This window comes from Mesorhizobium sp. ES1-3 (assembly GCF_020164795.1).
Lineage (GTDB): Bacteria > Pseudomonadota > Alphaproteobacteria > Rhizobiales > Rhizobiaceae > Mesorhizobium.
Genome location: NZ_JAIUGW010000008.1, coordinates 149,065 through 162,095, shown reverse-complemented (window position 1 = coordinate 162,095; position 13,031 = coordinate 149,065). Strand labels below are relative to the sequence as shown.

The following is a 13,031-nucleotide window of genomic DNA, read 5'->3' as shown; positions in this document are numbered from 1 at the left end:
CCGACCGGCGATCGCTGACCGCTGGATCCTCTTTGGCCGGGCGGTTATCACGAAATCGGCCGCCCTGTCTTCACATATTCGGCAGCACGAGCGCGGGGCGCAGGCGTGCGCATCGCCTGGAGGCTGCCGGCGGCGGGCGACATGCAGGGCAGGCCCCCCATCCGTCGGTTCGAACCTCGTAGCATCGCCCGTACCCAACCCCGTGCGCTTGTGTCCGTGCGCCCTGTGCGGCGGCCAGATTTCCGGCCGTTGAGGGATGGTTATGTCATCCGATCTTTTCGCCAGTTTTTCTGAACTGTTGAAACTTGTTTCTGGATTGTGTCTGGGCGCGCTTCCGCATGGCCGCTGCCGCCGGTTTCTGCCCTTCCAGAAAAAATCCCGCCCCGCTCGGGAATAAAGCGCGGCCCCTGCGGGTCTTCTCTGCAAGCGGGCAATCTTGCGGTCCGCGACCCCTGGAAAACGAAACAAGGATTTACCGAAATGACCAAGCTCGCTCTCAGCGTGGCTGCGATGTTGCTCGCCTCGAGTTTCGCCTTTGCCGGCAGCGACCATTTCGGCTCGAGCGCCGCCGACCAGACGCTCACCACCATCGACAACACCTACACCGCCTCGACCGCCAAGCCGGAGATTGTCCGCCACGGCATGCGGGCGACGATGAAATCTGATGCGGATGAACCAGGCCAGGGCATCTGGGGCAACTGAGTTCAGGGGTTCGGACCATCCTCCAGGTCCTGACCCCGTCCGCAATCAGGACGGAGGGCCATGTGGCGTGGCTCCTCCGTCACCTGCACCGCCACCGCCACCGAAACCCACAGGAGAATACGCCATGTTCAGCATGTCACGCCGCACAGTGCTTCAATCCGCCGCCGCCGCCGCCGCTGCCGCCTTCGGCCTTGCCGGCAAGCTCGAATTCACCCGGCCCGCCTTCGCGCAGACGCCGGTGGAACCGACTGTCGGCTTCTACAAATACACGGTCGGCGACATCGAAATCACCGCCATCTATGACGGCATCTGGAAGAAGCCGCACGACCCGGCCTTCATCAAGAATGTTTCGGTCGAAGACACCAAGGCGGCACTCGCCAAGGCCGGGCTGACCACCGACTTCATGCCCATCCCGCTCACCGTCGCCGTTCTCAAGATGGGCGGCAGGCTGATCATGATGGATGCGGGCTCGGGCGTCGGCCAGTGGCAGGCCAATGCCACGCATCTGCCGGCCAACATGGCCGCCGCCGGCATCGACTACAAGGCGATCGACACCGTCATGATCTCGCATTTCCACCCCGACCATGTCTGGGGCCTGATGGAGAAGGGCACCAACACGCCGGTGTTCCCCAATGCCGAGCTGATCGTCAACGCCACCGAATATACCTGGTGGACCGATCCCAGCCGCCTGGCCAAGCTGCCCGAGGGGCGCAAGCCGGCGGGCAAGCGCATCGCCGAAAACTTCCCGAAATGGAAGAACTGGAAGCTGGTCGAGGATGGCGCCGAGGTCGTGCCCGGTATCCAGATCATCGCCGCACCCGGCCACACGCCGGGTCATTCGGTGTATCTCGCCAACTCCGGCAAGGAGCAGCTGATGATCTCGGCCGACACCATGTATGTGCCGGCGCTTCTGGCGCCGCACCCGGAATGGCAGGGCGCTTACGACCAGGACGGGCCGACGGCGATCGCCACGCGCCACAAGCTCATCGACCGGGTGATCGCGGACAACATCCGCATTTCCGGCTCGCACTTCCCGTTCCCCGGCACCGGCGTCTTCGTCAAGGACGGCAATGCCTACGGCTTCACTCCCGTCCAGATTTGAGCGCGAGCTCCCAACCAAGCGAGACAGACAATGAAACAATCCTACCTGGGCAAGCACGCCCTGTTCGGCCTGCTCGGCGCCATTGCCGTGTTGACCGTCGTTCCCGTCGCCACGGTCATGCCGGCCTATGCGGTCGACAACATCGAGGGCGCCGACGCGCCCGACCTCACCGCCGTCAAGGCCAAACTCGACGCCAAGGACTACAAGGGCGCGCTGGCGGACCTGCGCGACCTCGCGCAGGACAACCAGCAGGCCGATGTCTACAATTTGCTCGGCTTCACGCTGCGCAAGACCGGCGACACCGCCACCGCGCTGACCTACTACGACAAGGCGCTGGAGTTGAAGCCCGACCACAAGGCCGCCCGTGAGTATCTGGGCGAGCTCTATGTCGAGACCGGCGACATGGCCAAGGCCAATGAGCAGCTGGCCTCGCTGCAGAAACTGTGCCCCGCCGGCTGCGAGGAACTTTCCGACCTGCAAAAGGCCATCGATACCAAGGTGACGAAGTAGGGCGGCGGCGCAAGTTCCCCCTCACCCGGATTGCCAACCGAATTGCAAAGAGCAATTCGGGGCAATCCGACCTCTCCCCGAGGGGAGAGGAGGGCGCTGGCGCCGGCATCTGCCTCTTCTCCCCAGCGGGGAGAAGGTGGCCGCGAAGCGGCCGGATGAGGGGGCCTTGGCGCCAACCTCAACGCGAAATGAACCAAAGTTCGGGCGCTCGTGGCTGGCGCCCATGCCGGAGCCGGCGCCTCTCCCTCGAGCCGGCTCCGGCCCTTTCAAGCATCACATGCGGCAAGCGCCATTCTCGCGCACGATGCCTGCACGGTGTCAAAAATATCGGAGCCCGACCATGACCCTGAACGAACGCGCCGCGAAGCTGTACGGCCTCGCCACCAAACTCTACGTCAGGGATGTGACCCTGCTCGCCGGTCGCCTGCTTTTGTCCCTCATCTTCCTGCATGAGGGCGTCACGCTGGTCACGCATTTCGAGGGCGCCGCCAAGGCCATGGCAGCCCTCGGCGTCGGCCTGCCGTTGTTTGTCGCCACCATCGCGCTGCAACTGGGGGCAGGGCTCTCGGTGGCAACGGGCCTGCTGACGCGGCCGGGCGCAGTCGGGCTCGGCCTGTTCTGCCTGGCCACGGCCATGCTGTTCCACACCAACTTCGCCAGCCAGAACGAACTGCTGCATTTCGAGAAGGATCTGGCCATATCAGGCGGCATGTTCGTGCTGGCCGTGGCTGGCGCCGGCAGGGTCTCGCTGGACTGGCTGTTGGCCGGCTATTTGCAGCAGCGGCGGGGCGACAGGGAAATGGTGGCGGCGCTGCTGGCGGTGGAGAACCAGTTTTCCCTGAGGCTGCCGGTTTGAGGACGAGCTGAGCCCGCGCGCCCACGCACGCTTGCGCGCGCTGTGCTGGAACCGGCCTTGATGCTCCGCATTCTATAAGCAGGGACTGAAGGAGCGTGACGTGAAAGCGATTCTGGCACTGGTCGGCGGCTTCGTCTTGACGCTTGCGGTCTTCGGCAGCGGGCTGGGCTTCGCCGCCTGGCTGCTTGCCGCCAAGCCCGCGCATGAGGCAAGGCCGACCGTCAGCGTGGCGGAACTGTGGACCAGGAACGCGCGGCCGGTGAACAAGGCGGCGCAAAATCTCCAGCGCTTGCCGGCCGACCAGCCCGCGCCGCCTGATATCGCGGCCAAGGAGCCGGCACCCGACCCGGCCGCGACCGGCTCGACCGCGCCCGCAGCGGCCGAACTGCCGGCGTCGCATCTCCAGTGGTGCGCCAGCCACTACCGCTCCTACCATCCCGACGACAACAGCTACATGTCCTATAGCGGGCGGCTGCGCCTCTGCGTCTCGCCATATCTCGACGCCGGCGCCGACCGGGGCGCTTCGGCCGAAGTCAGCTATGCCGAGACGGGCGACGCCGCTTCCACGACGGCGCTTTCCCCCGACCATGTCGATTCCTGCTTCAGCCGCTACCGCTCCTACCGGCCCGAAGACAACAGCTATCAGCCCTATTCCGGCGGACCCAGGCGCCAGTGCGAGTAGGCGCGCCGAATGGGACCGGGCGCGGCTGAAAGGCGGCGCCTTGCGATGCCCGGCGATCACGCAGATTTTTTGGATCGTTCGGATCGGCGCGGCGTTCATGCCTCACATGAGTGGAGGAATCGAAATGAGCGACGACCGCGACGACAAGATCAGGAACCGCGCCTACGAGATCTGGCAACGCGAAGGCGGCGCGCATGGCGACCATGACCGGCACTGGCGCCAAGCGGAGATGGAGATCGACCGGGAAGCCGCCCTGCCGCTGACGGCCGATGACGCGCTGCCGCAGACCGGCGAGATCGCCAGCACCGACGTGCTGACGGTGGAGGAACTGGCCGTCCGCACGGGCATATCGGGCGACGAGGCGCAGGAGCTGCTCGACCGCCTGGGCAACGACCGCGCCGCGATCGAGCAGGCCGCGCGCAGCCTCAAGGCGAAGAAGCGCAGCTAGGCCACGCAATTTCCAAGGGAAAACCGTTTCAGGCTTTTCCTGGAATTGCCCTGATCAGCGCACGAAAACGCGGCGCCACCGGTACCCGGCGCCGGTGGCCTGGTGCTGTCTGACCGGCGTTACCCCAAAGGCATCGGCGACATGAAATCGGTCGGAACCCTTGGCCGCCTGGGAGGTTCACCCTGTCCCAACCCGAGAGGAGATGCACTGATGGACCACGCAAATCACGTAAGGCTCCGCCCCGCCGAACTGACACCGGACACGCTTGAAGGCGCGGCCATCTACGGCCCCAACGACGAGAAGATCGGCTCCGTCGATCATATGCATGGCAGCGGCCTGGTCGTCATCGATGTCGGCGGCTTCCTCGGCATCGGCGCCAAACCGGTGGCCGTCGTCGCCAACGAACTCGATTTTATGCGCGACGAGGACGGCGACGTCCACGCCGTTACCAACTGGACCAAGGACCAGCTGAAAGCCATGCCCGAACACCGCGACTGACAAAAAGAAGGGCTCGGCGATGGCCGGACCCTTCGTCTTTTCCAAGGGAGAGACCGATGATCAGGAAGCTGAAAGACGGAAAATACCGGCTTTATTCCCGGAAGAAGGACGAGAAGACGGGGAAGCGGCGGAATCTGGGGACGTTCGATACGAGGGAAGCGGCGGAGAAGCATGAGAAGGAGGTGCAGTATTTTAAGCGGGGGTGAGGGGGGTGAGTGTCTATCTAGTCTGCGAAACAGACAGACAATTCTCTGCCTAGTTAATGGGGCAAACTTCTCTCCTAGGACGGCGGAGCCCCGTCTGGGGGCGACAGAGGAGTTGCAGGTTTTGCTCCAAGATCTTTCTCAAGTGCTTTGATCTTTTCAGGCAACACGTAGAGATAAGATATCAAATAATCCAGCAATTCGACTATGCCCCGAGCTACGGCTTCTGTAGGTTCACGTTCTTCGTGAAAATGGGCGCCAAGATTGCCTCCCGTTCGAATCACATGTGATAAAGCTGTCAGCGGTTCCGCGAGACTGGAATCAGCTTTCACGATTTCGATAAGCTTCATAAGGGACTCTTTTCGCTTCCCTTCCGGGACTCTGTATTTAAAAATGCCTTCCAACGTCACGCGACCGGCCACCGCCGTAGCCCCGTAAATTTTGGCATTGAACGCATCTATCGTTGCGAAAAGAGAGTTGCGCAGGCGTTCAGGGATTCCGTCCGACAAAGTCGGATAGGGATATTGGGCAACGGCTGGTGGGTACATAAAAACGGCGATGGGATTGCCTACCTCATCTTTCGGCTTTGGCGTGTTACGCACAGACCAAAATCGGACCCCGCGCTGGCACGCGGGGCAGACGGCGTTTGCCGCTATCGTTGTCCGGTTGGGGTCTTCAGTATGGTGACTGAGTGAGAAAATCACCCGCTCGTTACAGTGCGGACATATGCCACTAATCACACTAGGTGCCCGCGCGCCCGCCGCCCCTTGAGGTCCCCACCTTACAACGGAGCTAAAATTAACCTCTTGCATGAATTTCCCCCCTAACTCCAGGATCCCTCAGCAGCTTGCATTGGCACAAGCTTAGCTGCGGTACTTTGCTCGCCATCGGCTGCCTGCCGCCGACCAGCATACGTGACTAGAGCCTGGTTGCAATTACTGGATGGAACTCTGAATGACTTTCTGCGGGCAAGCGAGAATTCTGCTCCGAAGGTGGGGCTCGATAGAGATGAGTAATGATAAGGATGGTAGCAGTAAGGCGGACGCTGTAAGCGGCAGGACCGCCTAGAATTTTCTTACGGCCCTGCTTTCAAGCAAAGGCCTTTGGCAAGTCGCCATGGCCATCGTGGCAGCGAGTTTGGTTCTTGGCTATTTCACTCTCTCAGCTAAGGGCGTGCGCAGCGGATAATTACGATAGCGCGGCTCTCGTGGAAGCTGTCAAGAAACCTCATTCTAGCTCTCTCTGATCCCTCCCCATTAACCATTCGTTAACCATTAACCCCCTAGCGTTTACCTCTCAGTAAGGATTCGCTGGCCGTGACCTTTGCCGCCCCCGTCGAAACAAAATCCATTCGCTTCCGCGCCCGGTCGTTCGTGGCCTTCACGCTCACGCCGGAGGCGCCGATTTCGGCTTGGCTGGAGGGGCTGGATCACTGGATCGGCAATTCGCCGGGGTATTTTGCCGGGCGGCCGGTGGTGCTCGATTTGAACGTGCTGAAGCCTGAGGTCGCCGACATCGCGCTGCTGGTCGCTTCGCTCGGTGCGCGTGGCATCCGGGTCTATGCGATCGAACTCGAAGGGGCTTCGCTGGGGCTCGACCTGCCGCCGCTGCTCTCCGGCGCCAAGGAGGCGACTTCGGACGGCCTGCTTTCCGGCCGCAAGGGCAAGGCGGAGGCGGCTGATGAAGCCGGCAAGCTGGAGACGGTGTTTTCGGAGCGCGGCAAGGATGCCGGCAAGCCCGCAGAGGGCAAGCCCGTCGAGATCAAGGCCGAGGCCGGCAAGGGCAAGGCTGCCAAGGCTGCTGAAGCCGGCGCGGTGGATGCTGTCCAGGCCGGCACACTGATGGTCAAGTCGCCGATCCGGTCGGGCCAGTCGATCTTCCATCCGCATGGCGATGTCATCGTGCTGGGCTCGGTCGCGTCGGGCTCGGAAATCATCGCGGCGGGCTCGATCCATGTCTATGGCACGCTGCGCGGCCGCGCCATCGCCGGCTCGCAGGGCAATCGGTCGGCGCGCATCTTCTGCCGCAAGAACGAGGCGGAACTGATTTCGGTCGATGGCTGGTACACGACGGCCGAAGAGATGGAAGGCGTCTCGCGCGGCAAGGCGGTGCAGGCTTTCCTCGAAGGCGACATGCTCGCCGTCGTGCCGCTGAACTAGGGCGGCGCGATGCTGACGCCCGGTTTCACGGTTCCGGCCCGGACAAGCGCCGAGGCGCCGCGCGCAAGCCTCGGACCGGTTTGGGATGGCATGATGGCAGGCTCTGACAACAACCGTGCGGCGCACGGCAACGACAACAGGCAACGGAGGCTTTTTCCATGGGCAAGGTAGTGGTCGTCACATCGGGCAAGGGGGGCGTCGGCAAGACCACCTCGACGGCCGCACTTGGGGCAGCGGTCGCCAAGACCGGCAAGAAGGTGGCGCTGGTCGATTTCGACGTCGGCCTCAGGAACCTCGACCTGATCATGGGCGCCGAGCGGCGCGTGGTGTTCGACCTCGTCAACGTCATCCAGGGTCAAGCCAAGCTGTCGCAGGCGCTGATCCGCGACAAGCGCGTCGACACGCTGTTCCTGCTGCCGGCCTCGCAGACGCGCGACAAGGACGCGCTGACCGAGAACGGCGTCGGCGAGGTGATCGACAAGCTGCGCTCGGTGTTCGACTATGTCTTCTGCGACAGCCCGGCCGGCATCGAGCGCGGCGCGCAGCTCGCCATGCGCTTTGCCGACGAGGCGGTCATCGTCACCAATCCGGAAGTGTCGTCGGTGCGCGATTCCGACCGCATCATCGGCCTGCTCGACGCCCGCACCATGCGCGCGGAACAGGGCGAGCAGATCGCCAAGCACGTCCTGGTCACCCGCTATGACGCGGCACGCGCCGCGCGGGGAGAAATGCTCTCGATCGACGACGTGCTGGAAATCCTGTCGGTGCCGCTGCTCGGCATCATCCCGGAAAGCCAGGATGTGCTGCGCGCTTCCAACCTCGGTTCGCCGGTGACGCTGTCGGAGCCGCTCAACAACGCCGCCAAGGCCTATCTCGAAGCGGCAAGACGGCTGGAAGGCGAAGATCTGCCGGTGGTGGTGCCCTTCGAACGCAAGGGCTTTCTCGACCGTCTGCTCGGAAGGAGGGCCGCATGAGCATCCTCGACCTCTTCAAGCGGCGCACCAGCGCGCCGGTGGCGCGCGAGCGGCTGCAGGTGCTGCTCGCCTATGAGCGCCGCAGCCGTGGCCAGCCCGATCTCGTCTCCATCCTGCGCGAGGAGATCATGGCTGTGATCGCCAAGCATGTGCAGATCGACCAGGACTACCTCCAGGTCTCGATGGATCGCGGCGAGACCATGTCGACGCTGGAAATCGACATCCAGATCCCCAACAAGAGCGCCGTGCCGCTGGCCATGGCGGGGTAAAACGCCGCGCTGTTTCCTCGCCCCCCTGCAGAGGGGGGCGAGGAACGCGATTTGCCGGTCCGGCACCGCCGGCATTCGTCCAGGTCAGTTCAGCGAAAATCTCGACCTGAAGCCCGCGGCGCTGTTGCGATTGGGATAGTCCTGATCCGGTATCGCAACGCCGAGATGGGTGCACAGCGGTTCCCAGCCATCGCCAAGAGCGTGGACCAGCAGCCGCTCCGGCGGCACCCCGGCGTACACCGCACGGACATTGGCCTCATAGCAGGCAATAGCATGCGCCCGATCGCCAGGCCGGCCGCCGAACACCTGCCTGGCGATCAGGGCAAGGCCCAGCGATTCCCGATCCACGCTTTGCTCAAGTCCCGCAGCGATCGTCTTTTCAAAACTCGCCCCACCAGCTTTCGGCCGAACGGTAGGTCAGGATCACCCTGGCATCCGGATAGAATTCGATCAGTTCGCGCCAATAGTAGGCCGAGGGCCAGTCCAGACAGGAGACATAGCCCGAAAGCAGCTGGTTCCAGTCCGGCGCGGCACCTTGCGCCAGCGCACGCCACATCCGTTTCTGCTCCTCGTTGCCGATCACTTCATGCATGTGATGACAGGGGCCGAAGCCGAGAATGGCCAGCGCCTCGCGCATCGAATCCGTGCCCGTCCGGCCGAAGCCGGTTCCGATCACCTTGATCGACATCTCCACGCCCTCCCGTTCGACCTGCAGGCCGTTTGCCGGCTGCATATCAGGCTGCACGCGACGTTCACACCGTCGCGAACGCCGGCTGCTCGCGGCATCCAAATCGCCAATGTTGCAAATTTACATTTCCCACCGGGGCCTTCCCTTGCGGAATAAGCGGATGTAAGGATACATATTAGCAGTTTATTAAATATCTGGGTTTGGTTGCGTAAGAGGGAGTTCCGTATGAACTTCAAGAGCCTGATCAAGCGTGCTGAAGACGTAGACAACGCACTCCAGGAGTTACAGGACGATCTGGCCGACGCCCTGGATGCCAGCCTCGATAGCGAATTCGAGGACCCGCCAAAGGGCGACGATGTCCCGGATCCCGCGTCAGGCGCCGACGCCTCACCAGTCCAAGCCGATGCGCCACAAGCGGATGCCGCGGACGCTCCCGATGCGGCGTGCAATGCCGAGACCGCCGAAACCGCGCCACGACTGACGCCTCATGCCCAGACCCGGCTGGCGGCACTGAATGCCTTCGAAGGGATGTTCCACGACGCCAGGGATTATCTGGACGAGATCAACGGCAAACTGTCGGAGATCTCGACCTCGCACCATCTGACGCGGGAATTCCTCAACATCCTCCACACCGACATTCTTCGCGCCAATGAGCTGGAGCTCGCGAATGCCGGCCTGATCGCGGAGCAGAGAACGCTGTCGGAAAAGCTGCACGACACGGCGGCAAAGCTGCGCGAGCGTGACGGCGCGTGCGAATTGCTGCAGCAGCGCGAGACGACCCTGGTCCAGGACCGGGAGACGCTTCGCGCAACGCTCGCAGCGGTAAGGCTTGAACTCGCAGAGATGGCCAATGCCAACGCCAAACGCGACGCGGAGTTCGGCGACATCGCCAACCGGCTGACGGCCAGGACGGTCGAGGCCAACAGGCGCCTGCGCGAGAGCAAGATGCTGCGGGAGAAACATGTCAGCCTGTCGGCCGAGCTCGACAAGGTGCTGAAGCGGGAGACCCAGACGCGCCACAGGCTGGACGAGCTTTCGGCAATCCACGCCAGCGAAGCAGCGCGGCTTGCCGAACTGATGGCGGCGCTCGGGAAGAGCGAGAAAGAGGAGATCCGGCTGCAGAAGGCGCTCGAGGCCACGCAGGCGAAGCTGGCGGAAAAGACCGAGTCGGCCAGCATGATGGAAGGCGACTGGGAAGCCGAACGGGCTCGCGGCCAGACGGAAATGCGCGGATTGCGTTCCGAGATACAGGACCTGGAATCGCGGCTGGAGCGGGCCTCGAACGAGAACAGCGCGGCCGCCGCCGAGATCGCCAGGCTCAAGACCGAACTGGACGACGCAGTGGCCGAAAAGAAGATCGCCGATGAAAGATTGTCGGCGCTCACGGACGAGAACGAAACCGACAAGATGAGCCTTTCCAAAGCGAACGCCAATCTTTCGCAGATTGCGCTGCAACAGGCATCGGAGGACATACAGCGGGATGTCCAGCGGCAGGAATGCGAGGACCTGCGGGCCGAAATCGCGTCGCTCAACGCCCGGATCAAGGAATTGCTGCCCTACGAGCGGCTCCACAAAGCCACCAACGGCAGATCGCGCGAGGGCGAGGTGGTCGAGATCGCCGCCGTGGTGGCCGAGAAGGCCCGTGCGACGGGCAGGCGGACCATGCGCAGAAATCTGCGCGCCACGTCGTAGCTCGCTCCGCTAGCGAGGGTCGCGGGCCCCATTGCCTGGCAGTGTCCCAGCGTTGGGTTGCCCTTGACGACGCGGACGGCCGCTGCCCTCACGCAATCACACAGCCGCGAACACCACGGTCTGCGCCAGTCCGCCGCCCTGGCGGTTCTCCAGCGTCACGGTGCCGCCGTAGCGCTCGATGATTTCCTTGGCGATGGCGAGGCCGAGGCCGGCGCCGGGAATGGATTGCTGGCGGCCGGGGTCGACGCGGAAGAAGGGCTCGAAGGCCTTGTTGATGAGGTCGGGCGGAATGCCAGGGCCGACATCCGAAATCGAGAGCACGGCGCGCCTGCCGGCGAGGTCGAGCGCGATCGTGCAGGCCTTGCCGTGGGTGGCGGCGTTGACGATCAGGTTGCGGAGCGCGCGGCGCAGGCCGAGCGCGCCGGCGCGCACCGAAACCTTGTCGAGATGGCCGATCGAGACGGAATGGCCGAGCGTGGCCATCTCGGCTGATATGTCGCGCACCATCTTTTCCAGGTCCAGCGGCTCGACGGCATCCTGGTTGACCTCCTCGCGCACCAGGCGGATGGCGCTGTCGGCGATGCGGTCAAGCTCGTCGAGGTCGTGCAGCCACTTGTCGCGCTCCTCGTCGAGGAATTCGGCGCGCAGCCGCATGCGCGTCATCGGCGTGCGCAGGTCATGGCCGGCGGCGGCCACCAGCCGCATGCGGCTTTCCATCGCCGTCTTCAGCCTGGACGAGAGCTGGTTCAGCGCATGCGCGGTCGCCTTGACCTCGGCCGAGCCCACCTCGGGCACCGGCGCCAGCACGCCATCGCTGCCGATCTTGGAGACGGTGGCCTCCAGCATTTCGAGCGGCCGGATCAGCACCGATGTGAAATAGACCGAGACGGCGGTGGCGCCGGCCACGATCAGCGAGATCCAGCCGGCGAGAACCAGCCATTCGCGCCTGGGCGGATCGATGTGGGCAATTTCCAGGATCGCCCAACGGCTGTCGGGCAGGCGCATGGAGGCACGCTGGGCGGGTTCACCCGGTTTGTCGCTGACGACGGCCAGGACGTCGAAACCTCGCCGGCGCAGCAGATCATTGAGCATCGCCGTCTCCTGCCGGTCCACCTTGCCATCGGCCGGCCGGTCGCTGAATTGCACCCGCAGCACATCGGGTATGGGCCCCGGCAGCAGCCGCACCACGAGCTCCATCTGCTGGGCAACCCAGGGCACGACGAGTTCCGGCGGCGGCCCGCCGCCGCGCACGCTGAGCACGGCCACCGTCGCCAGGCCGACGACGCCGACGATCGAAGCAACCAGCAACAGGATGAGGCGGCGGCGCAGCGAGTTCACGCCTGCGCCTCCACCGTCTCGACGCGCGCGGTGAGCTGGTAACCGCCATTGCGCACGGTCTTGAACAGCGGCCCGTCGCCGGTGTCGGTGAACTTGCGGCGCAGCCGGCTCATCAGCACGTCGACCGAGCGTTCGAGCGGGTCGCGCTCGCGGCCTTGCGTGAGATCAAGCAGCTGGTCGCGCGACAGCAGCCGGCCGGGGCGGTCGAGGAAGACTTGCAACAGGTCGAATTCGGCGCCGGTGAGATCGACGGCCGCGCCTTGCGCATCCGTCACTTTGCGGGTGTCCGGCTCCAGCCTATAGCTGGCGAAACGGTAGGCGCGGGGCGGGGGCGCCGGCGCCGCCTCTTCCGGGGTCGAGCGCCTGAGCACGGCACGGATGCGGGCGGTCAGCTCGCGCGGGTTGAACGGCTTGCCGAGATAGTCGTCGGCGCCGAGCTCCAGCCCGATGATGCGGTCGACATCTTCCTTCAGCGCCGTCAGCAGGATCACGGGGATATGCGGCTTGCGGTCGCGCAAGGCGCGACAGATATCGAGCCCAGAACCATCCGGCAGCATGACGTCGAGCACGGTCAGGTCGAACTGGCCCGAGGCCAGCTTCTGCTCGCATTCGCGCCGGTCGGCCGCCACCGAGACGCGAAAACCCTGGCCGTCGAGATAGCGCCCGAGCAGCGTCCGGATTTCGCGGTCGTCGTCGACGACGAGGATATGGGGTTGTGACTGCATTTGCCGTGCCCTCTGCTTGGCGCCGATTATAGGGAGAGCGCGTGCAAGCGGCATGGAAAATTGCAACGCAATGTTTCTGGCCGGCTCATGGAAACGTTCGGAAACAAATTGCCCTTTTGCGGAAACCTTCGGCAACACGCCGACGCGAAGCAGACAAACACGCTTCCTATCCTCCCGGCGTCCAA

Annotated in this window: 17 protein-coding genes; 12 read left to right on the top strand and 5 right to left on the bottom strand. The window is 64.0% G+C overall.

Features of this window, described 5'->3' with window-relative positions:
- Positions 1-480: 480 nt before the first annotated feature.
- From LB536_RS14085 to LB536_RS14050, 8 genes are all read left to right on the top strand, one after another.
- Positions 481-702 carry a DUF680 domain-containing protein gene (locus LB536_RS14085; protein ID WP_224593391.1) on the top strand — a complete coding sequence of 74 codons (222 nt, stop codon included), beginning with the start codon at positions 481-483 and terminating at the stop codon, positions 700-702.
- 124 nt (positions 703-826) lie between these two features.
- Positions 827-1,804: an MBL fold metallo-hydrolase gene (locus LB536_RS14080; RefSeq protein ID WP_224593389.1), complete on the top strand. Its 978-nt coding sequence runs from the start codon at positions 827-829 to the stop codon at positions 1,802-1,804.
- A gap of 30 nt (positions 1,805-1,834) precedes the next feature.
- Entirely contained in the window at positions 1,835-2,314 is a 480-nt protein-coding gene (locus LB536_RS14075) for a tetratricopeptide repeat protein (protein WP_224593387.1), read from the top strand.
- 340 nt (positions 2,315-2,654) lie between these two features.
- A complete protein-coding gene (locus LB536_RS14070; RefSeq protein WP_224593385.1) occupies positions 2,655-3,170 on the top strand; it encodes a DoxX family protein in 516 nt (171 codons plus the stop codon).
- Positions 3,171-3,270: 100 nt separating this feature from the next.
- Positions 3,271-3,852, top strand: coding sequence for a BA14K family protein (locus LB536_RS14065; RefSeq protein ID WP_224593384.1), 582 nt, complete (start codon positions 3,271-3,273; stop codon positions 3,850-3,852).
- 124 nt (positions 3,853-3,976) lie between these two features.
- Positions 3,977-4,300 (top strand): DUF2934 domain-containing protein, encoded by a 324-nt coding sequence (locus LB536_RS14060; protein ID WP_224593382.1) that lies wholly within the window; start codon positions 3,977-3,979, stop codon positions 4,298-4,300.
- Between the two features lie 210 nt (positions 4,301-4,510).
- Positions 4,511-4,798, top strand: coding sequence for a PRC-barrel domain containing protein (locus LB536_RS14055; protein WP_224593379.1), 288 nt, complete (start codon positions 4,511-4,513; stop codon positions 4,796-4,798).
- A 56-nt stretch (positions 4,799-4,854) separates the two neighbouring features.
- Positions 4,855-5,004: a hypothetical protein gene (locus LB536_RS14050; protein ID WP_149906712.1), complete on the top strand. Its 150-nt coding sequence runs from the start codon at positions 4,855-4,857 to the stop codon at positions 5,002-5,004.
- A 74-nt stretch (positions 5,005-5,078) separates the two neighbouring features.
- Here LB536_RS14050 and LB536_RS14045 read toward each other — a convergent pair whose 3' ends face one another.
- Complete coding sequence (locus LB536_RS14045) at positions 5,079-5,603, bottom strand: DUF4145 domain-containing protein (RefSeq protein WP_224593376.1); 525 nt, start codon at positions 5,601-5,603, stop codon at positions 5,079-5,081.
- A gap of 714 nt (positions 5,604-6,317) precedes the next feature.
- On the opposite strand from LB536_RS14045, the gene minC reads away from it, so the two are divergent.
- The 3 genes from minC (at position 6,318) to minE (ending at position 8,403) form a co-directional block, all read left to right on the top strand.
- On the top strand, positions 6,318-7,160 hold the full coding sequence (gene minC / locus LB536_RS14040; protein ID WP_224593373.1) for a septum site-determining protein MinC: 843 nt from the start codon (positions 6,318-6,320) through the stop codon (positions 7,158-7,160).
- 158 nt (positions 7,161-7,318) lie between these two features.
- On the top strand, positions 7,319-8,134 hold the full coding sequence (gene minD, locus LB536_RS14035) for a septum site-determining protein MinD (RefSeq protein ID WP_140762098.1): 816 nt from the start codon (positions 7,319-7,321) through the stop codon (positions 8,132-8,134).
- Positions 8,131-8,403, top strand: a complete 273-nt coding sequence (gene minE / locus LB536_RS14030) for a cell division topological specificity factor MinE (RefSeq protein ID WP_023774842.1) — start codon at positions 8,131-8,133, stop codon at positions 8,401-8,403. Before minD ends, minE begins: the two co-directional genes overlap by 4 nt.
- 84 nt (positions 8,404-8,487) lie before the next feature.
- Here the strand turns inward: minE and LB536_RS14025 are convergent, their stop codons facing one another.
- Both LB536_RS14025 and LB536_RS14020 read right to left on the bottom strand, forming a co-directional pair.
- Complete coding sequence (locus LB536_RS14025) at positions 8,488-8,751, bottom strand: sulfotransferase (protein ID WP_318013447.1); 264 nt, start codon at positions 8,749-8,751, stop codon at positions 8,488-8,490.
- 31 nt (positions 8,752-8,782) lie between these two features.
- The gene (locus LB536_RS14020) at positions 8,783-9,136 is read right to left on the bottom strand and encodes a sulfotransferase family protein (protein ID WP_263489056.1); all 354 of its coding nucleotides are present in this window, start codon (positions 9,134-9,136) and stop codon (positions 8,783-8,785) included.
- A gap of 180 nt (positions 9,137-9,316) precedes the next feature.
- Between LB536_RS14020 and LB536_RS14015 the strand changes: the two genes are divergently transcribed.
- Positions 9,317-10,783, top strand: a complete 1,467-nt coding sequence (locus tag LB536_RS14015) for a hypothetical protein (RefSeq protein ID WP_224593370.1) — start codon at positions 9,317-9,319, stop codon at positions 10,781-10,783.
- A 96-nt stretch (positions 10,784-10,879) separates the two neighbouring features.
- Here the strand turns inward: LB536_RS14015 and LB536_RS14010 are convergent, their stop codons facing one another.
- Positions 10,880-12,121 carry an ATP-binding protein gene (locus tag LB536_RS14010; protein WP_224593368.1) on the bottom strand — a complete coding sequence of 414 codons (1,242 nt, stop codon included), beginning with the start codon at positions 12,119-12,121 and terminating at the stop codon, positions 10,880-10,882.
- Positions 12,118-12,846, bottom strand: a complete 729-nt coding sequence (locus LB536_RS14005; protein WP_140762106.1) for a response regulator — start codon at positions 12,844-12,846, stop codon at positions 12,118-12,120. Before LB536_RS14005 ends, LB536_RS14010 begins: the two co-directional genes overlap by 4 nt.
- Between the last annotated feature and the right edge of the window lie 185 nt (positions 12,847-13,031).